This window comes from Pantoea sp. X-Soil-YNGN-844, assembly GCF_059730595.1.
In genome coordinates this window covers 2098230-2119017 of record NZ_AP036007.1, presented here as the reverse complement: position 1 = coordinate 2119017, position 20788 = coordinate 2098230, and the positions used below count along the sequence as shown (strand labels likewise).

Genomic DNA, 20788 nt, shown 5'->3' with positions numbered 1-20788 from the left:
TACCGGACTGTTTTAACGCCTAAAGCACAGGCATTTCGTTCCATGCATCTGAGTAATGAATATTACCGTAGATAATTTTCCAGGTGATTTTTTCATACTGCAGACTCACACTTTCGATGTGGTTTATCCTGTCGTTATCCGCTAATTTGACATTCGGGACGCCGCAGTTGACGCCGGTGATTTTTACATTTTCCATCAGGACGCTGTAATAGCAGACTTCCTGACCGGCGTTGTTAATATGGTAAAACTTAATCTCTGCGCTTTCGAGTGTCTGGCCGGTCGCGGCAGCTTTATAGAGATAGGGGGTAGAGCGGTCAACATCTTTTTCAATCATCATGGAAGAATGCTGACGCGTGCCGGTTATTTTGCCGTTGGCGCTATCGACAGACAGATTAATGCCATGACTCAGCCCGATGATTTCTATACTGCCTTAACGGTCTTTCACATCTACGGAGCCTTTGATATCTGCGCCGCCGTCATCTTTGAGCCACATGTAGGGAGGGATTGGCGTCTTACTTTCTCCTGAATATTTTGATTAACTTCAATGTCAGACAGTAAATCAGGGTGGTTAGGGGAAAAAGAGTCATCACTGATATATAAAAATAAAGGTCATAAAAGTTATCCGCGCCTATCTCTCCCGGGCCATAAAGCAAATGGCCCAGTTTGTTAGTTAAATCATCGTTCATCCAGATTTCTGGATTTCCGATTTTTCGGGCCAGGATCAGGGAGAGTGAAACGTAATAAGCAATTTTGAAAAACCTACGGGCAAGTCTCGCTAAAGTCATTAACTACCTCCACCCAACCACAGGCCATAAGCGATCACATACAGGGAACCGGTATCGGCGCTATTCTTAACAATGCGTTTCTTATTAATGCATAATCACAGCTGTGCGCTATAGTAATGCAGCCTTTGGAGACAGTGCCAGGGTGAAGCCTGAACAGACCTCGATGAACACCATTTATCCAGGTGCCATCATCAATACCCCAATCATCTTTATACAATGCAAACCACTCGTCGCGTCCAAATTCTGTCCCGTAGTAAACTTTATTAAAAAGATCGAGAGCCTGAGCTCTAACCCAGGAAAGGAACCCTCCTGAACCTCGCTCTACTATCCAGTATTTACCAGGCGGTAACGGGCCATCATCTGGTATCGCAGCACAGGCTCCATTATTACGATACAATCCTCTGCCAGAGTGCGCCATAAAAACCCCGACGCCGTACAGATTAAACGGCGCATAATCAGCGCGATTGAGAATCATTTTTCCATGCAGTGCCATGCTTAATCCTTAAACGCGTTAAAATAACCGTTAATTAATTTTTAAAACGAAAAGAAGGATGCGTCTGAATGACTGAATAAAAATAAAACGCTTTTCTTTAAAAGCAAATGGTCGGGTGGGTCATATTGGTTTGCGCATTAACATGAATTAACATGTAATTCATGTTAATCAGTGAAAAATGTGAAATCGAGGTTCATAGCGACTCATTTATATTACAGGAAAGAGTATTATCAGGCGGGCTGGGGTCATTCTTTCAGACATTGCTGACTTTTATCAGCCTCAATTGTAATATGGGCAAGGATCCTTGCCCATAAATCAGTTAGCTCGCGTAAAGCAATGTTTTACCGGTAAGAGAGTATAAACCCTTTATAAGGTTTAACTCTCAGCCTTTATATCGTGCTTCTTCATCATCGCGCGCAGCTGATGGTAAGTAACGCCTAATAATCCGGCGGCGCGGCGCTGGTTATAACGAGCCTGGTGCAGGCTGGCATCGACCAGCTCCCGCTCCTGCTGATTCTGCCATTGACGCAGATCCAGCGGCAGGGCAGGCAGGCCGCCGCTCTCCGTCTCCTGACTGGAGCGCGGGAGCACAACCGGTTCAGAGCGTGAAGCGAAAGGATTAATAATGACATTATCCAGCGGCAGTTCGCTGCTGTTGTGGCGATAGACGGAGCGCTCGACCACGTTTTTTAGTTCGCGTACATTGCCGGGCCAGTGGTAATCAAGCAGGGCTTGCTGCGCTTTAGCAGTAAAGCCGGGAAACAGCAACAGGCCAAGCTCGCGGCACATCTGAATCGCAAAATGCTCGGCCATCACCAGAATATCACTGCGGCGTTCGCGCAGTGGCGGCAACTGCACCACATCAAAGGCAAGACGATCCAGCAAATCGGCGCGGAATTTGCCTGCCGCTGCCAGGGCGGGCAAATCTTCGTTGGTGGCGCAGACCAGCCGTACGTTAACCTGCAAGGCATGATTGCCGCCCACGCGCTCGAGCTGCCCGTACTCAATTACCCTGAGCAGTTTTTCCTGCACCAGCATCGGTGCGGTTGCCAGCTCATCCAGAAACAGCGTACCGCCGTCAGCACGCTCAAAACGTCCCAGATGACGCTTCTGTGCGCCGGTAAAGGCGCCGGCTTCATGACCAAACAGCTCAGAGTCGAGCAGATTCTCATTCAGTGCGGCGCAGTTCAGCGAAATAAACGGTCCCTGCCAGCGGTCAGAGAGATAGTGTAGCCGGCTCGCGATTAGCTCTTTACCCGTGCCGCGTTCGCCAATCACCATCACCGGTTTCTCAAGGGGAGCCAGTTTTGAAACCTGCTCCAGTACCTCCAGAAAATTATTAGACTCACCCAGCAGATTATCATTCGTGCCTGTCATGATGAATTTCGCTACCCCTTAATCATTTTGACTATCTTAAAACATGGCGAAAAGCCTGTAAAATTTAAAATGTGATTTAAATCATAAAGATAAAAAGTTGGCACGCATATTGTATTAATCAGGCAGGACATCACGTTTTAAAACATTAAAAGAGGAACATCATCATGGGTATTTTTTCTCGTTTCGCTGACATCGTTAATGCCAACATTAATTCCCTGCTGGAGCGTGCGGAAGATCCACAGAAACTGGTCCGCCTGATGATTCAGGAAATGGAAGACACCTTAGTTGAAGTACGCTCTACCTCTGCGCGGTCGCTGGCTGAAAAGAAACAGCTGTCACGCCGTATTGAGCAGGCCGAGTTGCAGCAGGCTGACTGGCAGGAAAAAGCGGAGCTGGCGCTGCGCAAAGACAAAGATGATCTGGCCCGTTCGGCGCTGATTGAAAAACAGAAACTCACCGACCTGATTGCTTCTCTGAAACAGGAAGTGGGCCAGGTTGAAGAGACGCTGGAACGCATGAAAGGCGAAATCAGCGAGCTGGAGAAAAAACTGACCGAAACACGTGCCCGTCAGCAGGCGTTAACCCTGCGTCATCAGGCGGCTTCTTCGTCACGCGATGTGCGTCGTCAGCTCGACAGCGGCAAAATCGACGAAGCGATGGCCCGGTTTGAATCTTTTGAACGTCGCATCGATCACATGGAAGCGGAAGCTGAAAGCCACGGTTTTGGTAAACCGAAAACCCTGGACCAGCAGTTTACTGACCTGAAAGCGGATGATGAAATCAGCCAGCAGCTTAATGCGCTGAAAGCCAAAATGAACCGCGGTGAGTAATCATCGACGTTGCGATAAGTGATTAAGGAGAGTCAATGAGCGCACTTTTTCTCGCCATACCGCTAACGATCTTTGTGCTGTTTGTCGCACCGATCTGGTTATGGCTGCATTACAGCAACAAACGCAACGGCGGTTCGGAACTGTCGCAAAGCGAAATCCAGCGGTTGCAGCGCGTCACGCAGGATGCGCAGCGGATGCGTGAACGTATTGATGCGCTGGAAGCGATTCTGGACGCTGAGCATCCCAACTGGAGGCAGCCATGATGAAAGGTCGTAAGTTATGGCGCAAGCCTGATGAAGGCAAGCTGATGGGCGTCTGCGCGGGTCTGGCGGAGTATCTCGACATCCCGGTTCGCCTGCTGCGGGTTATTGTGGTGTTATCGCTGTTCTTTGGACTGTTTGTCTTTACGGTGATTGCCTACTTCGTGCTGGGCTTTGTGCTGGATGAGAAACCTGCCAATGTCAGTGACGGCGAACGCCAGCCAACCGCCAGCGAGTTGCTGGATCAGCTGGAGAGCACCCTGCAACGGGATGAGCGCAACGTGCGCGACCTGGAGCGCTATGTCACGTCTGAAACCTTCAGTGTGCGTAGCCGCTTCCGTCAGATTTAATTCTGCTATTGCCGGGCCTGTTTCAGGCCCGAACGCTGGCTCAATGGAGGTGTTAATGTCTTTTTCGCGATCCACTGCTTTTCGTCACCGCGCGGCACCTGCATTGAAGTCGGCGGCTAAATTCATCATTATCAATGCTGTTACCTACGGTCCCGCTGGTGTGACTGGCTGGGCGGTGAAATCGGTAGCGCGACGCCCGTTACGTCTGTTGCTGGCTGTGGCACTTGAGCCACTGCTGAAACGCGTGATGAACCGGGTGGCATCGCGCTTCATCAGGGAGAACGATGAAAAGACTGCAAACTGAATTAGTGGCGTTGATGAACCGTGGCGTCGATCGCCACCTGCGGCTGGCAGTTACCGGATTAAGCCGCAGCGGTAAAACCGCCTTTATTACTTCACTGGTTAATCAGCTTTTAACGGTTCACAGCGGCGCACGTTTGCCGCTGTTTTCCGTTGTGCGGGATGAGCGGCTGTTAGGCGTAAAACGGGTGCCACAGCGTGACATGGGCACGGCGCGTTTTACCTACGACGAAGGCCTGGCTCAGCTCTACAGCACGCCTCCCGTGTGGCCCACGCCAACCCGCGGCGTCAGCGAAATGCGTCTTGCGCTGCGCTACCGGCCTAATGATTCACTGCTGCGCCACCTGAAAGAGACGGCGACGCTCTATCTTGAGATTGTCGACTATCCTGGCGAATGGCTGCTGGATCTGCCGATGCTGGCGCAGGACTACCTCGCCTGGTCCCGACAGATGAACGGTCTGCTGCAGGGCGGCCGCGCTGAGTGGGCTAAGCCGTGGCGCGCACTCTGCGAAAAACTCGACCCGTTAGCCCCCGCCGATGAAACCCAGTTGGCGGAAATTGCTGCTGCCTGGACCGACTACCTGCATCGCTGTAAAACGGAAGGCTTACACTTTATTCAGCCCGGCCGCTTCGTGCTGCCCGGTGATATGGCCGGCGCGCCCGCACTGCAGTTCTTCCCCTGGCCGACCTCTGATGAGGCGCAACTGACTAAGCTGGCGCAGGCGGACAAGGGCAGTAACTTCAGCATGCTGCAGCAGCGGTTTAACTACTACTGTCAGCATGTGGTTAAAGGCTTTTATAAAAACCATTTCCTGCGTTTTGATCGCCAGATTGTGCTGGTTGACTGCCTGCAACCACTAAACAGCGGCCCGCAGGCGTTTAATGATATGCGACTGGCACTTACGCAACTGATGCAGAGTTTTCATTACGGTCAGCGTACCCTGTTCCGCAGGCTGTTCTCACCAGTGATCGACAAATTACTGTTTGCCGCGACCAAGGCGGACCACATTACCAGCGATCAGCATGGCAACATGGTGTCCCTGCTGCAGCAACTGGTGCAGGATGCCTGGCGAAACGCGGCGTTTGAAGGCATCAGTATGGACTGCATCGGGCTGGCGTCGGTGCAGGCGACGCAGAGCGGGCTGGTCGATCACCGTGGCGAAAAGATCCCGGCCCTGCGCGGTCATCGTCTGACCGATGGCGAGCCGCTCACCTTCTACCCCGGCGAAGTGCCGCCGCGCCTGCCCGGTAATGCCTTCTGGCAGCAGCAGGGTTTTCAGTTTGAACAGTTCCGGCCGCAGCAGCTCGACGTCGATCGTCCGCTGCCGCATATCCGCATGGATGCCGCGCTGGAATTTTTATTGGGAGATAAATTGCGATGAGCGATCCGCTGAAGCCGCGTATCGATTTTGCCCGCCCGCTGGATGAGAGCAGCAGCACGCCGCTGCGCCCGGCGCAGACCTTTGAAGCCGAAGCGCAGGCTGCATTTCTGGCGGTGCAGGATGAGGATGCCTCCGTCGAAGAGGAGGGCGCAGGTGAACGGGCAGTTGAAGCCGCGCTGAAGCCCAAGCGAAGTCTGTGGCGCAAAATGGTGACGGCAGGCGCGCTGATGTTTGGCGTCAGCGTGATTGCACAGGGTGTACAGTGGACGCACGATGCCTGGCTGGCCCGCGACTGGTTTTCGCTGGGCAGCGGCGTGGCAGGTGGCCTGATCGTCCTGGCGGGTGTTGGTGCGCTGACCACCGAGTGGTGTCGCCTCTATCAGTTGCGTCAGCGCGCGGAAGAGCGGGATGTGGGCCGCGAGCTGCTGCACAGTCATGGCATCGGCAAAGGCCGCGCATTCTGCGAAAAGCTGGCGCAGCAGGCGGAGCTGGATCAGGCGCATCCGGCTCTGCAGCGCTGGCATGCTTCACTGCATGAAACCCACAATGACAGTGAAACCGTTCGCTTATATGCCCAACTGGTGCAGCCAGTGCTGGATCGCCAGGCGCGACGCGAGATCAGCCGTCATGCAGCGGAAGCCACACTGATGATTGCGGTCAGCCCGCTGGCGCTGGTGGATATGGCGTTTATCGCCTGGCGTAATCTGCGGCTGGTCAACCGTATCGCGGCAATCTATGGCATTGAGCTGGGCTACTTCAGCCGCATCCGGCTATTCCGTCTGGTGCTGCTTAATATGGCCTTTGCCGGCGCGTCTGAACTGGTGCGGGAAGTGGGTATGGACTGGATGTCGCAGGATATTGCCGCAAGGCTTTCCACGCGTGCCGCACAGGGTATTGGAGCTGGTTTATTAACCGCAAGACTGGGTATCAAAGCGATGGAGCTTTGCCGTCCGTTGCCCTGGCTGGAGCAGGATAAGCCGAGGCTCGGCGACTTTCGTCGTGAGCTGCTGGGGCAGATGAAAGAGGCGCTGCAGAAGGGCGGCAATAAGTCCGCCTGACGCGCTCATGACAAACTAAAGGCGGCCTGGCCGCCTTTATTGATTAGTGGGGCTGGCGCAGAACCTGCCTCGAATCGATAGTCAGGCATTTACCCGGACACGCCGCTTCATCGGTGATCACCGGATCCGCTGGCAACGTAAAGGCCATTCCGTTTTTCTCCCGGATAAAATGCGCCATTCCGGCGAATGTCCATGACATGCTCAGGCCCAGCCCACCGAAATCATCATATTTTCGTAACGTCGCAACCTTCGGCAAATACTCGCCGGTCAGGCGATAATAGAGCGCCCCTTTAAATTCTTTCGGCACCTGCTGGATGATCGCCTGATCGAGCAGGGCAAACTCTTTGCGAGCCGGAACTGAGTAACCGTTGATCAGATGGCTTATCGTCAGCGAGCCAGCCACTATCACCAGCAGCGCATAGAATGGCTTTTTCCATTTTAACTTTTTGCTTATTTCAAACAGGCCGAGAATAAATGCGCTGGTGGTTATCAGCGCACCGGCAATCAATGTCCGGTAAGCCGCCATGCTTTCGCTAACTATCAGATTAGGCAGTGCGGCAATCAGCAGTAAGACAAACATCAGATAAAATTTGTCGTTGCCTGCGGCTTTAATTTTGTTCAGGCCAAAACCAATAATGATCGAAGAGATGATCACCGATACCGTTTTTGCGCCGAGGTCAAAGTTACAGATCACATTCTTCAGGTATTCGGTAAAAAACCATTTCAGCTTAACCAGGATGTCGTAGCTGAATGCCGAGCGTGGCAGCGTATGACCATAAAGCTGGACGGGCAGCACCTTCGAGGCGATTAGCGCTGCAAACATGCCTGCACCCAGCACCATCAGTGAGATGAGCGCCTGTTTCTTATCAATTTTTCGCGCGGAAAAGCAGAGGTGCAGCGCAGCAAAGAAGGTAAAGCTCATCGCAGCCGGTTGATAGAGACAGAAAGCGATGGTCAGCAGGCAGAATGCTAACAGGCGAGTTGGGATGCCCGGTTTAATCGACAAACGGTAGCTGGCACCCGCCAGTAAAATCGCAGCGATGTAGGGGAAACAGGATGCCCATGCAACGTAAACCTGGAATGAAGGGAGCAGACAAAGCAATAATGCAAAAGTAATTCGCTGAGCCTGATTCTCCAGCAGCCCATCTTTCTGACACAGGGTATAGATGTAATACCCGGTAAAAATAAGCAGAACAATCGCGACTGAACGCAGCAGTGCCAGCTTTTCTACGCTCTCCACCAGAAAAGAGGCGCTGTACTGAATAATCCCATACACCGGCCTGCCGGATAACGTGTCCCAGTTTAAAATACTCAGCCTGTCAAAATTAGCCCAGTAGAGATTCGTCCAGTCATCGGTATAGGCGTAATGGGTTAAATATGTGGGGCTGTAAGCAATCAGAAAAACTACCGTAATAAGTAAAAAAACCTTACGACGTGTCAGTCCGGTATCAGTGGCGAACATCATTCATCCTTTTTTAATCTGGCCATCTTCTCTGCGCCTGAACGGGCAGTTTAATCCGTGTTCTTAGGCGGGTTTAGTCTGGTCGTCGCGGATTTTCGCAAAATATAGCGGGGCCGGTTTTTGGTTTCCATATAGATGCGGCCAATATATTCACCCAACACGCCAATGCCAATAAGCTGCACCCCACCGAGAAACAGCACCGAAACCAGAATAGAGGGGTAACCCGGCACCGGATTACCGAATAGCAGTTTATCCACGATCATCCAGAGTCCATACAGGAAGGCCAGCGAGGCCACCAGAAAGCCCAGATATGACCAGATGCGCAGCGGAACGGTAGAGAATGAGGTCAGTCCCTCCAGCGCAAGATTCCACAGCTTCCAGCCGCCGAATTTACTGCGGCCTGCGATCCGCTCAGTGCGCACATATTCCACGATGTCCGTCTGTCCGCCGACCCAGCTCAGAATGCCCTTCATAAAGAGATTCTTCTCAGGCAAGAGCTTAATGTTCTCAACCACTTCACGTGACATCAGCCGGAAATCACCGACGTTCTCCTCTATCTGCGGATCGCTGATCCTGTTGTGCAGTTTATAAAACCAGTGCGCTGTTTTACGTTTGAGGTGGCCATCGGCACGCCTGTCAATTCGCCTGGCTAACACGACATCAGCGCCTGCCTGCCATTTACGGATCATGTCGGGAATAATCGTGATCGGATCCTGCAAATCCACATCAATCGGGATCACGGCATCGCCGGTGGCGGCTTCCAGGCCTGCAAACAGCGCCGGTTCCTTGCCGAAATTACGAATAAACGACAGACTGCGCACCAGCGGATCGCGCTGGCTCAGTTGAGTTATCAGTTTATAGGTTGCGTCTGTGCTGCCATCATCGATAAAAACAATCTCAACCTGCCACTCTGCCAGCGCTTCATATTTTCTGACCGCATCATAAAAAAGAGGGATAACCTCCTCTTCATTAAATACCGGCACCACCAAAGAGATTTTCATTATTCTCCTTTGAATATGACAAAGCGGGAAAAAAGAAAGCCACACACCAGGCTGATAGCCGATGAGGTGACAAGGGTGATAATCGGATAGAGGCCTAACCGATCGGCCAGATAACCCACGCTGAATGCCATTGCACCCATAAAAACGACGTAAAGAATATAACGCCACGCGGTCGCCTGCTGTTCAAAGGTCCAGCGCGCATTTACAAAGAAAGAGAAGGTGACGGCCATGCAAAAAGCAATCAGGTTAGCGGTCGACTGCATGAGACCCAGGCTCAGGGCGATGAAAAAAGTCACCCAGTGAATCAGGGTATTAACCATACCCACAGTCAGATATTTTGCGAAGAAAGTCAGCATTTTATAATCAATTCAAGTCAGTTGAGAAAAATATACCTTAGTCAGCCCGCAATCAACAGTCCGGTGCTGACAAAGGCTGACATTCAACCGGCAATGACAGTCGACAGCAGGTCCGTACAAAAGTCCACCATACGCGCTGTAACTGTCAACATTTCCTGACAGATACCTTTCTGCAGGTGCGCCACATAGCGTATTATTGTTTTATCTGAACCTGATTAAGGCGAACGCAATGCGTCTGGAAGTGTTCTGTCAGGACCGTATCGGTCTGACGCGTGAACTGCTTGACCTGCTGGTGGCACGCAACATTGATTTACGCGGTATCGAAATCACGGCCCTGGGCCGCATCTACCTGAACTTTTCTGCACTGGAATTTGACGCCTTCAGTAATCTGATGGCGGAAATCCGCCGTACACCCGGCGTAACAGATGTGCGCACGGTGACGTACATGCCCTCTGAACGTGAGCATCGCGCGCTGAGTGCGCTGCTGGTGGCGATGCCGGATCCGGTTTTCTCCATTGACCTGAAAAGCAAGGTTGAGCTGGCCAATCCGGCCGCTCAGAACCTGTTTAATCTCGATGAAGAGAAGATGCGCAACTTTAGCGCCGGTCATCTGATTAATGGCTTTAATTTCCTGCGCTGGCTGGAGAGCGATCGGGTTGAGGCGCAGGCCCAGCATGTCGTCATTGAGGGGCGTGATTTTCTGATGGAAGCGCGTCCTATCTATCTGCCGGGTGAAGAGGGCCAGAGTGACAGGCCGGTTGGGGCGATGGTAATGCTGAAGTCGACAGCCCGCATGGGCCGCCAGTTGCAGAATCTGGTGGTCACCGACGAATCGGAGTTTGACCATATTATTGCCGTTACGCCGAAGATGCGTCAGGTCGTCGATCAGGCGCGCAAACTGGCGATGCTTGATGCGCCGCTACTGATTGTTGGCGACACCGGCACCGGGAAAGATATGCTGGCACGCGCCTGCCATCTGCGCAGTGCCCGTGGGAAAAATCCTTTCCTGGCGCTGAACTGTGCCTCTTTGCCCGACGACGTGGCGGAAAGCGAGCTGTTTGGTCATGCTGCCGGCGCTTATCCGAATGCGCTGGAAGGCAAGAAAGGCTTTTTCGAGCAGGCCAATGGCGGATCGGTTCTGCTGGATGAGATTGGCGAGATGTCGCCAAGAATGCAGACGAAGCTGCTGCGTTTTCTGAATGACGGCACTTTCCGTCGCGTCGGTGAAGAGCATGAAGTGCATGTCAATGTGCGGGTTATTTGCGCCACGCAGAAGAACCTGATTGAACTGGTGCAGCGCGGGGAGTTCCGCGAGGATCTCTTCTACCGTCTCAATGTGCTGACGCTGCAACTGCCACCTTTGCGCGACCGTCCACAGGATATTCTGCCACTGACCGAGATGTTTGTGGCCCGCTTTGCGGATGAGCAGGGGATGGCGCGTCCGCGTCTCTCGCCACAACTCAACGCGTTTCTGACCCGCTATGCCTGGCCAGGCAACGTGCGTCAGTTGAAAAACGCGCTGTACAGGGCGTTAACTCAGCTGGAAGGATACGAACTGCGTCCGCAGGATATAGTGTTGCCTGAACAGGCGCTGGATGTGTCACTGGGCGATGAGGCACTGGAAGGCACGCTGGATCAGATCACCAGCCGTTTCGAAAGGTCGATTCTGACGCGGCTTTATCTCTCTTATCCCAGCACCCGAAAGCTGGCAAAACGGCTGGGCGTGTCACACACCGCGATTGCCAATAAGCTGCGGGAATATGGTCTGGGGCAGAAGCGCAACGAAAGCGAATAAGCTTCTCCGTTCCTCTTAGCAGACGCATGGCGAATCTGGCAGCAATAGATTAGCTCAACGCGCAGGGAACGGGGGCAGAGAAGGAAAGCGTCCCGCACCATGAACAAAAACGCCAGGCGTTTTTGAACAACGCGAAGCGTTGGCCCGGCAACGGGCGCCCCTCAGGGATGAGGTGCGTAATTGTGCCAGCCGAGCGGTCATGGATGACAGGTTTTGCGTCTTTCCGATCTGACCCAGTTTTTTGTGCAGGCTCGATCTGACAGCTAATCGAGCCAGACATTATCTGTAACATCGGCGGATAACCCGGTTATCCGCTTTTTTTTATTACTTCAGCGCGGCCAGCGCAGCGTCGTAGTCAGGTTCAGTGGTGATTTCATCCACCAGCTGGCTGTAGATCACTTTATCGTTCTCATCCAGCACGATCACCGCACGAGCAGTCAGACCTTCCAGCGCACCATCGGCAATCTCCACGCCATAATCATATTTAAACTCTGAGCCGCGCAGCGTCGACAGGGTCACTACGTTGCTCAGATTTTCTGCGCCACAGAAACGTGACTGGGCAAACGGCAGATCCGCAGAAATACAGAGCACCACCGTATTATTCAGTTCGCTCGCGGCCTGATTGAATTTGCGCACTGATGAAGCACAGACGCCGGTATCAACACTCGGGAAAATGTTCAGAATTTTGCGTTTTCCTGCATACTCAGAGAGCGCAACGTTGACCAGATTTTTAGCGACCAGCGTGAAAGCTTTGGCTTTATCGCCAGCCTGAGGAAACTGACCAGCAACCGGTACGGCGTTACCCTGAAAATGAACAGTCTGAGACATAGTGATTCCTTTTGATGAGAAAAAATATCCAACACAAAACGGCTAAAGATAGCCGTTGTTTATGACATAAATGTTAAGGGTTTACGAGTTCAATTGTTGAATTTAACGTGGCGGTCTGCCACTGCATCCTGCATTGTGGAGTGGAAATGAGAACGGTAAAAAGTTATCCCGAAGCCTGGCCATTGCATACGCCGTTTGTCATTGCCCGTGGAACGCGAACCGAAGTCAAAGTGGTGGTGGTTGAAATTGAGGAAGACGGCGTCAAAGGCGTCGGAGAAGCGACGCCTTATGCGCGCTACGGTGAAAGTGAAGCGTCGGTGCTGGCGCAAATCGCCACGCTGCTGCCCGCGCTGCAACAGGGCATGACGCGCGAAGCGCTGCAACAGGCGCTGCCTGCTGGTGCTGCGCGCAACGCGATTGACAGCGCACTGTGGGATCTCGCCGCACATCAGCAGCAGAGCAGCCTCTGGCAGCTTAGTGGCGTCACCGCACCTGAGGATGTCGTCACCGCGCAGACCGTCAGCATCGATACGCCCGAGGCGATGGCCAGCAGCGCGCTGGCGCTGTGGCAGCATGGCGCAACGCTACTAAAGATTAAGCTGGACGATAATTTCATCACCGAACGCCTGATGGCGATCCGCGCCGCTGTGCCGGACGCGACCCTGATTGTGGATGCGAATGAGTCATGGCACGCCGAAGGCCTGGCGGCACGCTGTCAGCTGCTGGCCGATATCAATGTCGCGATGCTGGAGCAGCCTCTGCCCGCGGATGAGGATGCGGCACTGGAGAACTTTATCCATCCGTTACCGATCTGCGCTGATGAGAGCTGTCATACCCGCGAAAGCCTGGCGGCACTAAAAGGCCGCTATGAGATGGTCAACATTAAGCTGGATAAAACGGGCGGGCTGACCGAGGCGCTGGCGCTGGCTGATGCGGCTCAACAGCAGGGTTTTACGGTGATGCTGGGCTGCATGCTTTGTACCTCGCGGGCGATACGCGCTGCGCTGCCGCTGGTGCCGCAGACCCGCTTCGCCGATCTCGACGGGCCAACCTGGCTGGCGGTCGATGCAGAACCGGCGATCAACGTGCGCAACGGTCAGCTGATTATTGCTGCCAGCGCAGCAGGTTGACCATCATCTCAAGGTAAGTCTCTGTGGCTTCATCCACGGAAATCACCGGCATTTCAGCGGTAACGCAGGGCAGACTGAGATCGTGACACCAGCTGCCAAACGAACCGGGAGTGTCATAGCCGACGCTGCTGACGCGGGGAAGGCCGGTCTGGCTGGCCAGCCAGCCGCCAATCTCCACCTGATGCGGATCGTCAATGCAGCCCAGCGGTTCATGCCATGAGACGATCCAGCACGGCTTAAGCTGATGAATCAGGGCACAGAGCGCCTGGGTTTCCGGCTCAGAACCCGGATGCGTGCCGGTTGAGAGCGCCACATCACGCGCATCGGCCGCGCTGTTCCAGCGATACACCGTCTCGCCTGACTGCCAGTTTGCTGCCGGGAAATTACGGTTGAGATCGACGCCATTTGCGTTAGCGCGCAGCCCAAGCTGACAGCCATCCGGATTGACCGCTAAAACCACATGGTGCCGACGCATGCCGTCGGGCAGCGTGCGTAATGCGGCGGAGAGCGTCGCGATGGCCGCATTCTCATCACCGTGGGTGCCGGCAAGGATCAGACCGCTGTCGGGATCGCCGAGCGGAGCCGGAAACCACAGCAGCGGTGCGCCCAGCACAGAGCGGCCATACTGCTGATAGGGAACGTCAAGTTTGCCCCGCAGGGGTCGCGGATGGAGTGGTGACATACTCATTTCCTCAAAGGGTTTTACTCAAAGTAGCGGAAAAGCCGTGCGCGGAAAATAGCTATTTATCTGTCAGCCATTTGCGCTAAAGTGCCCTGCACAAGCTGTATCAGCAACAGACTGATGCAGCACTTCTTTGGGGTAAAGGAGTGATGATGGTTAAGACCTTTCGCATGACGCTGGCAGCAATCAGTCTGAGCAGTGTTATCACAACCGCTATCGCGGCGAATCCACCCGCTGGCGCACAGCTGGCTGAACAGCAGCAGATCGTTCGCCACATTAAAGATGAACCCGCTTCACTTGATCCGCTTAAAGCAGTCGGACTGCCGGAAATTCAGGTGATTCGCGATCTGTTTGAAGGCCTGACCAATCAGGATGCGCAGGGCAAGATTGCGCCGGGCGTGGCACAGAGCTGGAGCAGTAACGACAATAAAACCTGGGTCTTCACCCTGCGCAATAATGCGCGCTGGTCAAACGGCGATCCGGTGACTGCGCAGGATTTTGTCTATAGCTGGCAGCGCCTGGTCGATCCTAAAAACAGTTCGCCCTTTGCCTGGTTCGCGGGCTTAAGCGGCATTGAAAATGCGGCAGCGATTACCAAAGGCGAAATGACGCCCGATAAGCTGGGTGTGGTCGCTCAGGGTAAAACGCAGCTGAAAGTGACGCTGGATCGTCCGGTGCCGTGGTTCCCGGCGCTGGTGGCTAACGTGGCGCTCTTCCCGGTTCCTCAGAAGACGATTGCGCAGGAGGGCGACAGCTGGACGGCACCCGGTAAACTGGTGGGCAACGGGGCCTATCAGCTCAGCGAGCGGGTGGTAAATGAAAAAATCGTCCTGATCCGTAATCCGGACTACTGGGATGATGCGCATTCGGTGCTGACAAAAGTGACCTTTGTTCCGATCAATGAAGAGTCGAGCGCCACCAAGCGCTATCGCGCGAATGATGTCGATATCACCGAATCCTTCCCTAAGAATATGTATGCGATGCTGAAAAAAACGTTGCCGGGAGAGGTCTACACACCTGACCAGTTAGGCACCTATTACTATGCCTTTAACACGCAGAAGGGGCCGACTGCCGATGTGCGGGTTCGTAAAGCGCTGTCATGGTCTATTGACCGCAAAGTCATTGCTGAAAAAGTGCTGGGCACCGGTGAGAAGCCGGCGTGGCACTTTACGCCAGATGTGACAGCAGGCTTTAAGCCCTTGCCCACTTTCATGCAGCAGCACGATCAGAACACCCTGAACGCGCAGGCGAAAGCACTGCTGACATCAGCCGGATATGGTCCTGTCAAGCCTTTGAAACTCAAGTTGCTCTACAACACCTCTGAAAGCCATCAAAAGATTGCGATTGCCGTGGCCTCAATGTGGAAAAAGAACCTCGGGGTGGATGTAACGCTGGAGAATCAGGAGTGGAAAACCTATATCGACAGCCGTAATAGCGGGAACTTTGATGTGATCCGTGCTTCGTGGGTGGGTGACTACAATGAGCCCTCTACCTTCCTGAATCTGCTGACCTCAGGCAACAGCAGCAATATTTCGCGTTTCAGCAACGCGGATTATGATGCGGTCATCGCCAAAGCCAGCAAAGAGACCAATGACCAGGCGCGTAACAGCGACTACAACCGGGCGGAGCAGATCCTGGCTGAACAGACACCCATTGCCCCTATCTATCAGTACACCAATGGCCGCCTCATTAAACCCTGGGTCAAAGGCTATCCCATCACTAATCCTGAAGACGTCGCCTACAGCCGTGAACTCTGGATTGAAAAGCACTAAGCCACAGGTGGCCGGTTTTCCGGCCATCGGCTGACATCTTTCTACACAGCCCGGAGATTGCAACTCAACGCCGTCACGCTAGACTGTATCGTATTGATTTTAGTAGAGAGGGGACGGTGTGGACGTTATTGAAGGAAAAGCATTACAGGTTTCAGATGCCATCATTTCCTGCCAGCTGGATGGCAAGGGTGGGATGATCCCGATTGCTGAAGATGAAGTCATCCAGTGTGAGCAGCCCTGCTGGCTGCATCTCAACTATACCCATCGCAAGAGCGCCGAATGGCTGCAGTCAACGCCACAGATCCCCGATACGGTGCGTGACGCCTTAGCGGGAGACAGCATGCGTCCCCGCGTCAGCCGACTGGGCGACGGGTTTATGATCGTACTGCGCAGCGTTAACCACAACACCGATGCACGTCGCGACCAGCTGGTGGTCATGCGGGTCTTTATCAACGATAAACTCATCGTCTCGACCCGGCGGCGCAAAGTCTCTGCCGTCGATGAAGTGCTCACCGATTTGCAAAACGGCAATGGTCCGATTGACTGCGGCAGCTGGCTGGTGGATGTCTGTGATGCGCTGACCGATCACACCAGCGAATTTATCGAAGAGTTACATGACAAAATCATTGAGCTGGAAGATGCGCTGCTTGATCAGCGGATGCCCGCGCGCGGCGAGCTGGGCCTGCTGCGCAAGCAACTGATTGTGATGCGACGTTATATGGCACCTCAGCGCGATGTCTATGCCAGGCTGGCCAGTGAAAAACTGGCCTGGATGGATGACAGCGAACGCCGCCGGATGCAGGAAATTGCCGACCGTCTGGGACGCGGGCTGGACGATCTGGATGCAGGCGTGGCGCGCACCGCGATTCTGGCTGATGAGGTCGCCTCTGCGATGGCGGAATCGATGAACCGCCGCACTTATACCATGTCACTGATGGCGATGATCTTTCTGCCCGCCACGTTCCTGACCGGCCTGTTTGGCGTTAACCTGGGCGGCATACCGGGCGGTGAATGGAAATATGGGTTTTCAATCTTCTGTCTGCTGCTGGTGGCGCTGGCAGTAGGGGTCGCGGGTTATCTGCGTAAACGGCGCTGGCTCTGATGCGCCAAAGGGAATGCGGTAATCCCGATATATGGGCTGAAAATCCCGTTAAGCGAGCAAAAGCTGATCGACATCAAGAACCCGTTGCCGCAGCTGACGCAAACTCTCTCCCGCAGGTGAATGCAACGTCAAGCGATGGGCGTTGCGCTCCATATTGTCTTACTTCCATATTTAGAATTATTGCATAGCACATTTAATTCGAAACATGCCGGCCAGTGTGCCGGCTTTTTTTTGTCTGCCTGGCTGTAACGCCGTTCCTTATCTAAGCTTAAACTCCATTCGCAAGAAAAGGAGTACGGCATGAGCGCGATTCTTAACAGCGAGCCGATCCCCACGGATCCAATCCCGATTCCTGAACCCATTCCCCAGCCGCAACCGCAGCCTGATCCACCAACCGATCCGGAATTTCCGCCGATAATGGATCCACCGCCCCATCGAAACATATAAAAAAAGGGCGTGCTGCCTGCAGCACGCCCTTAAACTTTCCTGCACTTATTTGATCTGTAGTACATCCAGACGCGCGCTGATATCGGGTGCATCATCTTCATCGACCCGCCAGCCCACAGGCTGAGCTGGCAGCGTTTCCCGGTCAAAAGCGAGATCGCCGCCATCAACGACTGCATCGCCATGTTTGATGCTTTTAAAATCGAACAGACTGACATCGGCCAGGTGCGACGGCACCACGTTTTGCATCGCGCTGAACATGGTTTCGATACGGCCAGGATAGCGCTTATCCCAGTCACGCAGCATATCGGCTACCACCTGACGCTGCAGGTTCGGCTGAGAACCGCAAAGGTTGCACGGAATAATCGGGAACTGACGTGCTTCGGAGAAACGAATGATATCTTTCTCACGGCAGTAGGCCAGTGGACGGATCACAATCTGCTTGCCATCGTCGCTCATCAGCTTTGGCGGCATGCCTTTCAGTTTTCCACCGTAGAACATGTTCAGGAACAGCGTCTGCAGGATGTCATCGCGATGGTGGCCCAGCGCAATTTTTGTGCAACCGAGTTCTGTCGCGACACGATAGAGAATGCCACGGCGCAGGCGCGAGCAGAGTGAACAGGTCGTTTTGCCTTCCGGAACCTTATCTTTGACGATGGAGTAGGTATCTTCTTCGACAATCCGGTACTCAACACCCTGCGACTCAAGATAATGCGGCAGGATATGCTCAGGGAAGCCCGGCTGTTTCTGGTCGAGGTTGACGGCAATCAGACTGAAGTTTACCGGTGCGCTTTTTTGCAGACTGCGCAAAATTTCCAGCATGGTGTAGCTGTCTTTTCCGCCCGACAGGCAGACCATGATGCGGTCGCCTTCTTCAATCATATTAAAATCTGCAATGGCTTCGCCGACATTACGACGCAAACGCTTCTGCAGTTTATTCAGGTTGTACTGTTCTTTCTTGTCAACCGTTTGATTATCTTTCATTTTTAACTATCTCAAAAACCAGAAAGCGTAGCTGAAGGGCGTATTGATGTGCGCGCCCAGCCGGTCACTTCACTGTGATGTTACGAATATGCAGCGTATGGTACGGATTGTTGCCGCGAATGCCAGTACTGGAGTGAAGTATTCAGCGGATAATCGCCGTCAGAGACACAGGCCGCTTTCCCGTCAGGGCGATGATTGCCGGAATGCGGTACTGCGAAAAAGCGCGAGCAAAGAGGGCGGGTTTTGCTTCGTCGTGAGCAAACCGGCGGGCTGAGGCGACTCCAAAAGGATTCAGTTGCGCGATGTCAGCTGACGGGCACATCTTTCCACTGACAATCAATTTCATCACTGTGCGTTGAACAGGACGGCGGTGATGACGGGTAAGCATCAGTCCGCGCATGATCTCTTTTTACCGCACAACCTGAGGTCATAAAAATGACAGAGATAATTAAGAAAATTTTCATCAGTACCACCGGATTAATAAAAAACACAGCATGCGCTGCTATAACTCAATCAGGCCTAAATGCATTCCGGGTTGTATCGTTCTGATTTGATGCACATCAAAAGAAATGTTTTCATTAAATTGGTAGTGAGTCGGATATTAATCGCTGCTTTCATTTTTCAGGTGATAATCTTAAAAACAGGCTCTGTTGAATGTGCGTTAAACCGTCGGGTTTATAATAATAAATTCAGACGTACTGACGTGTTGTGTATCTCAATAAAAACCAGGATTTTATAATTCCTGTGGCACGCACTAAAAAATGACTTTCCAGTAAAATCAGGTGATGTTTATAACATCCCATAAACAGAATGCGTAGGAGCGGGCGTTTACATTTATGCTTATATGCGTTTACACAGACTCTCTTACATTGACCTGTCGGTTCGCACATTTCGTCAATACAGACTGCCTGTGAAGCCGTTTAATGTCGGGCTATCAATGTGAAAAAAAATGAATCAATATTTAATGTCTATGAGGCATCCATATAAAAATCGCAAAATAAAAAAGCACGGCATCAGATTTATTATGACACTGATACTCTTTTTACTTTGCTATGTTGCGGTTATGTATTGCGGCGTTATGCTGCTGGTCAACCGGCATGGTTTACTCCATTTTTTGCTGCACTGAATTCAGCCGCAGGCCTGAAAAATCCAGCGATAAGCATGATGTAAAAAATGCCGGAGTACTTCCAGAATATTTTCCGCACCTTCTCCAGCAAGACATTGTCCGGTCTCCAGCGCATTATTAACCGAGTTCCGATGATCCAGGATCATCATGATCGCTACAGCGCCCGCAATCAGCGTAAAAATCAGCACCATTAATGCAGGCTGGTAATTTTTTCGCGCGGCAGCAGGCAGAGTATCTTGAGAATGGTCAGAATTTTGGCGCATTGGTCCCCGGGGAAAATTATTACAATGATAAACAATAACGGATTATGCCATTAATTACCGGCTCGCTCTATGTCTCAGGTCAGGCTGTAAGCTTCTTTGGTTTGCGGACAGATGGATTCGGATGGGGGAGTGCAGAAGGCGCTGGCTGTTACTAACTGCCTTCTGCGATGTACGGATGCCTGCAGGAAGACATCTGGTCTGAGCCGTATTTCCGGCGGGATTACATCATTTCCAGCGACTGGACCCCCTTGATCTCCATAACCTTGTCATAAAGGTGTGCATCGTTTGATTTGCGTGAAAGCGTCACCTGAACACTCAGTTCGCACAAACCGCTATCTTCATCACGATTAATTACCGTCACATTGCCGTAGCGAATGCCTTCGCGCTGCATCACCAGCAGCACCAGCGGCACGCTTTTAGGCTTAAGGAAAACCAGCAGCGTATGATGTTTGCCGATTAAAACATGGCTCAGGCGGCGGAATACCTCCAGCACCACCAGCGCCAGCACCGTGCCATAGATGCCGATCTCATACATGCCGCTGCCGATTACCAGACCAATCGCCGCCGTTACCCATAATCCCGCCGCGGTGGTTAAGCCTTTCACCACCTGCTTCTGAATCATGATAGTGCCCGCGCCAAGAAAGCCCATGCCGCTAACCACCTGGGCTGCAATACGGCTGGGATCAAGGGCCACATGGTCGCTGCTGAGCATGTCAGCGAAGCCATATTTCGACACCAGCATAAACATGGCACTGCCAATACCGACCAGAATATGAGTACGCAATCCCGCTTCTTTAGCCCGCATCTGCCGCTCCAGACCAATCAGGCCGCCGAGAATGCCGGCAAGTGCGATGCGAATTAACATATCCATTAGCATGGCTTTACTCCGAATTAAAAAGTGCCGGAAAAGGGTGGCAGGTCAGCGATAACAGGTAAACAGGATAATTCTGCTTGCAAATGACGCCGGAGAATTTTGTAAAAAGCTGTTTCACCTCTCGACCCCTTGTG

22 protein-coding genes and 1 pseudogene are annotated in these 20788 nt (G+C 52.9%); 11 read left to right on the top strand and 12 right to left on the bottom strand.

The features are described from left to right. Positions 1-19 precede the first annotated feature (19 nt). From AC6I8C_RS09885 to pspF, 3 genes and pseudogenes are all read right to left on the bottom strand, one after another. A pseudogene (locus AC6I8C_RS09885) lies at positions 20-493 on the bottom strand (Hcp family type VI secretion system effector). Between the two features lie 326 nt (positions 494-819). Continuing rightward, positions 820-1278, bottom strand: a complete 459-nt coding sequence (locus tag AC6I8C_RS09880; RefSeq protein ID WP_497822349.1) for a DUF2778 domain-containing protein — start codon at positions 1276-1278, stop codon at positions 820-822. A gap of 375 nt (positions 1279-1653) precedes the next feature. After that, positions 1654-2655, bottom strand: coding sequence for a phage shock protein operon transcriptional activator (pspF, locus tag AC6I8C_RS09875; protein WP_497822348.1), 1002 nt, complete (start codon positions 2653-2655; stop codon positions 1654-1656). 164 nt (positions 2656-2819) lie between these two features. Between pspF and pspA the strand changes: the two genes are divergently transcribed. Genes pspA through AC6I8C_RS09845 form a run of 6 tightly spaced genes read left to right on the top strand, consistent with a single transcriptional unit; the run spans position 2820 to position 6835 of the window. Continuing rightward, on the top strand, positions 2820-3485 hold the full coding sequence (gene pspA, locus AC6I8C_RS09870) for a phage shock protein PspA (protein WP_497822347.1): 666 nt from the start codon (positions 2820-2822) through the stop codon (positions 3483-3485). 35 nt (positions 3486-3520) lie between these two features. After that, positions 3521-3748 carry an envelope stress response membrane protein PspB gene (pspB, locus tag AC6I8C_RS09865; protein ID WP_013357982.1) on the top strand — a complete coding sequence of 76 codons (228 nt, stop codon included), beginning with the start codon at positions 3521-3523 and terminating at the stop codon, positions 3746-3748. Beyond that, positions 3745-4095 (top strand): envelope stress response membrane protein PspC, encoded by a 351-nt coding sequence (gene pspC / locus AC6I8C_RS09860; RefSeq protein WP_150010259.1) that lies wholly within the window; start codon positions 3745-3747, stop codon positions 4093-4095. Before pspB ends, pspC begins: the two co-directional genes overlap by 4 nt. Before the next feature lie 55 nt (positions 4096-4150). Further along, positions 4151-4399, top strand: coding sequence for a phage shock protein PspD (pspD, locus tag AC6I8C_RS09855; protein WP_003853796.1), 249 nt, complete (start codon positions 4151-4153; stop codon positions 4397-4399). Then, positions 4380-5777 carry a YcjX family GTP-binding protein gene (locus tag AC6I8C_RS09850; RefSeq protein ID WP_497822346.1) on the top strand — a complete coding sequence of 466 codons (1398 nt, stop codon included), beginning with the start codon at positions 4380-4382 and terminating at the stop codon, positions 5775-5777. The genes pspD and AC6I8C_RS09850 overlap by 20 nt, the downstream gene beginning before the upstream one ends. After that, positions 5774-6835, top strand: coding sequence for a YcjF family protein (locus tag AC6I8C_RS09845; protein ID WP_497822345.1), 1062 nt, complete (start codon positions 5774-5776; stop codon positions 6833-6835). Before AC6I8C_RS09850 ends, AC6I8C_RS09845 begins: the two co-directional genes overlap by 4 nt. Before the next feature lie 43 nt (positions 6836-6878). On the opposite strand, the gene AC6I8C_RS09840 is transcribed toward AC6I8C_RS09845, so the two are convergent. The 3 genes from AC6I8C_RS09840 to AC6I8C_RS09830 are packed head-to-tail and all read right to left on the bottom strand — an operon-like array spanning position 6879 to position 9654. Further along, positions 6879-8300, bottom strand: a complete 1422-nt coding sequence (locus AC6I8C_RS09840) for a hypothetical protein (protein ID WP_497822344.1) — start codon at positions 8298-8300, stop codon at positions 6879-6881. Positions 8301-8347: 47 nt separating this feature from the next. Beyond that, positions 8348-9298: a glycosyltransferase family 2 protein gene (locus AC6I8C_RS09835; RefSeq protein ID WP_497822343.1), complete on the bottom strand. Its 951-nt coding sequence runs from the start codon at positions 9296-9298 to the stop codon at positions 8348-8350. Further along, entirely contained in the window at positions 9298-9654 is a 357-nt protein-coding gene (locus AC6I8C_RS09830; RefSeq protein ID WP_275219387.1) for a GtrA family protein, read from the bottom strand. Before AC6I8C_RS09830 ends, AC6I8C_RS09835 begins: the two co-directional genes overlap by 1 nt. A 229-nt stretch (positions 9655-9883) precedes the next feature. Here AC6I8C_RS09830 and tyrR point away from each other — a divergent pair, with 229 nt between their 5' ends. Continuing rightward, entirely contained in the window at positions 9884-11449 is a 1566-nt protein-coding gene (tyrR, locus tag AC6I8C_RS09825; protein ID WP_377794536.1) for a transcriptional regulator TyrR, read from the top strand. 324 nt (positions 11450-11773) lie between these two features. On the opposite strand, the gene tpx is transcribed toward tyrR, so the two are convergent. Beyond that, entirely contained in the window at positions 11774-12277 is a 504-nt protein-coding gene (gene tpx / locus AC6I8C_RS09820) for a thiol peroxidase (RefSeq protein WP_013357974.1), read from the bottom strand. A gap of 146 nt (positions 12278-12423) precedes the next feature. Here tpx and ycjG point away from each other — a divergent pair, with 146 nt between their 5' ends. Continuing rightward, the gene (gene ycjG / locus AC6I8C_RS09815) at positions 12424-13407 is read left to right on the top strand and encodes an L-Ala-D/L-Glu epimerase (protein ID WP_497822342.1); all 984 of its coding nucleotides are present in this window, start codon (positions 12424-12426) and stop codon (positions 13405-13407) included. On the opposite strand, the gene mpaA is transcribed toward ycjG, so the two are convergent. Beyond that, a complete protein-coding gene (gene mpaA / locus AC6I8C_RS09810; RefSeq protein WP_497822341.1) occupies positions 13382-14089 on the bottom strand; it encodes a murein tripeptide amidase MpaA in 708 nt (235 codons plus the stop codon). The genes ycjG and mpaA overlap by 26 nt on opposite strands. Positions 14090-14241: 152 nt before the next feature. On the opposite strand from mpaA, the gene AC6I8C_RS09805 reads away from it, so the two are divergent. From AC6I8C_RS09805 to ynaL, 3 genes are all read left to right on the top strand, one after another. Then, a complete protein-coding gene (locus tag AC6I8C_RS09805) occupies positions 14242-15861 on the top strand; it encodes a peptide ABC transporter substrate-binding protein (protein WP_497822340.1) in 1620 nt (539 codons plus the stop codon). Between the two features lie 118 nt (positions 15862-15979). After that, positions 15980-16963, top strand: a complete 984-nt coding sequence (zntB, locus tag AC6I8C_RS09800) for a zinc transporter ZntB (protein WP_497822339.1) — start codon at positions 15980-15982, stop codon at positions 16961-16963. Between the two features lie 300 nt (positions 16964-17263). Next, positions 17264-17410 carry a proline-rich small protein YnaL gene (ynaL, locus tag AC6I8C_RS09795; RefSeq protein ID WP_010244632.1) on the top strand — a complete coding sequence of 49 codons (147 nt, stop codon included), beginning with the start codon at positions 17264-17266 and terminating at the stop codon, positions 17408-17410. 45 nt (positions 17411-17455) lie between these two features. Here ynaL and ttcA read toward each other — a convergent pair whose 3' ends face one another. The 4 genes from ttcA to AC6I8C_RS09775 form a co-directional block, all read right to left on the bottom strand. Then, the gene (gene ttcA / locus AC6I8C_RS09790; RefSeq protein ID WP_497822338.1) at positions 17456-18391 is read right to left on the bottom strand and encodes a tRNA 2-thiocytidine(32) synthetase TtcA; all 936 of its coding nucleotides are present in this window, start codon (positions 18389-18391) and stop codon (positions 17456-17458) included. A gap of 142 nt (positions 18392-18533) precedes the next feature. After that, entirely contained in the window at positions 18534-18791 is a 258-nt protein-coding gene (locus AC6I8C_RS09785) for a hypothetical protein (RefSeq protein ID WP_497822337.1), read from the bottom strand. A gap of 728 nt (positions 18792-19519) precedes the next feature. Next, complete coding sequence (locus AC6I8C_RS09780; RefSeq protein WP_497822336.1) at positions 19520-19780, bottom strand: hypothetical protein; 261 nt, start codon at positions 19778-19780, stop codon at positions 19520-19522. A gap of 220 nt (positions 19781-20000) precedes the next feature. Beyond that, the gene (locus AC6I8C_RS09775; RefSeq protein ID WP_497822335.1) at positions 20001-20657 is read right to left on the bottom strand and encodes an MgtC/SapB family protein; all 657 of its coding nucleotides are present in this window, start codon (positions 20655-20657) and stop codon (positions 20001-20003) included. Between the last annotated feature and the right edge of the window lie 131 nt (positions 20658-20788).

Excerpts from the sequence above, each read along its gene's own strand:
- pspB (WP_013357982.1), top strand. The coding sequence starts at position 3,521 with ATGAGCGCACTTTTTCTCGCCATACCGCTAACGATCTTTGTGCTGTTT.
- pspA (WP_497822347.1), top strand. The coding sequence starts at position 2,820 with ATGGGTATTTTTTCTCGTTTCGCTGACATCGTTAATGCCAACATTAAT.
- ynaL (WP_010244632.1), top strand. The coding sequence starts at position 17,264 with ATGAGCGCGATTCTTAACAGCGAGCCGATCCCCACGGATCCAATCCCG.
- AC6I8C_RS09775 (WP_497822335.1), bottom strand. The coding sequence starts at position 20,657 with ATGCTAATGGATATGTTAATTCGCATCGCACTTGCCGGCATTCTCGGC.
- tpx (WP_013357974.1), bottom strand. The coding sequence starts at position 12,277 with ATGTCTCAGACTGTTCATTTTCAGGGTAACGCCGTACCGGTTGCTGGT.
- AC6I8C_RS09830 (WP_275219387.1), bottom strand. The coding sequence starts at position 9,654 with ATGCTGACTTTCTTCGCAAAATATCTGACTGTGGGTATGGTTAATACC.
- AC6I8C_RS09835 (WP_497822343.1), bottom strand. The coding sequence starts at position 9,298 with ATGAAAATCTCTTTGGTGGTGCCGGTATTTAATGAAGAGGAGGTTATC.
- AC6I8C_RS09840 (WP_497822344.1), bottom strand. The coding sequence starts at position 8,300 with ATGATGTTCGCCACTGATACCGGACTGACACGTCGTAAGGTTTTTTTA.
- mpaA (WP_497822341.1), bottom strand. The coding sequence starts at position 14,089 with ATGTCACCACTCCATCCGCGACCCCTGCGGGGCAAACTTGACGTTCCC.
- AC6I8C_RS09880 (WP_497822349.1), bottom strand. The coding sequence starts at position 1,278 with ATGGCACTGCATGGAAAAATGATTCTCAATCGCGCTGATTATGCGCCG.
- ycjG (WP_497822342.1), top strand. The coding sequence starts at position 12,424 with ATGAGAACGGTAAAAAGTTATCCCGAAGCCTGGCCATTGCATACGCCG.
- pspC (WP_150010259.1), top strand. The coding sequence starts at position 3,745 with ATGATGAAAGGTCGTAAGTTATGGCGCAAGCCTGATGAAGGCAAGCTG.
- pspD (WP_003853796.1), top strand. The coding sequence starts at position 4,151 with ATGTCTTTTTCGCGATCCACTGCTTTTCGTCACCGCGCGGCACCTGCA.
- AC6I8C_RS09845 (WP_497822345.1), top strand. The coding sequence starts at position 5,774 with ATGAGCGATCCGCTGAAGCCGCGTATCGATTTTGCCCGCCCGCTGGAT.
- AC6I8C_RS09780 (WP_497822336.1), bottom strand. The coding sequence starts at position 19,780 with ATGCGCCAAAATTCTGACCATTCTCAAGATACTCTGCCTGCTGCCGCG.
- AC6I8C_RS09850 (WP_497822346.1), top strand. The coding sequence starts at position 4,380 with ATGAAAAGACTGCAAACTGAATTAGTGGCGTTGATGAACCGTGGCGTC.
- tyrR (WP_377794536.1), top strand. The coding sequence starts at position 9,884 with ATGCGTCTGGAAGTGTTCTGTCAGGACCGTATCGGTCTGACGCGTGAA.
- ttcA (WP_497822338.1), bottom strand. The coding sequence starts at position 18,391 with ATGAAAGATAATCAAACGGTTGACAAGAAAGAACAGTACAACCTGAAT.
- AC6I8C_RS09805 (WP_497822340.1), top strand. The coding sequence starts at position 14,242 with ATGGTTAAGACCTTTCGCATGACGCTGGCAGCAATCAGTCTGAGCAGT.
- pspF (WP_497822348.1), bottom strand. The coding sequence starts at position 2,655 with ATGACAGGCACGAATGATAATCTGCTGGGTGAGTCTAATAATTTTCTG.
- AC6I8C_RS09785 (WP_497822337.1), bottom strand. The coding sequence starts at position 18,791 with ATGCGCGGACTGATGCTTACCCGTCATCACCGCCGTCCTGTTCAACGC.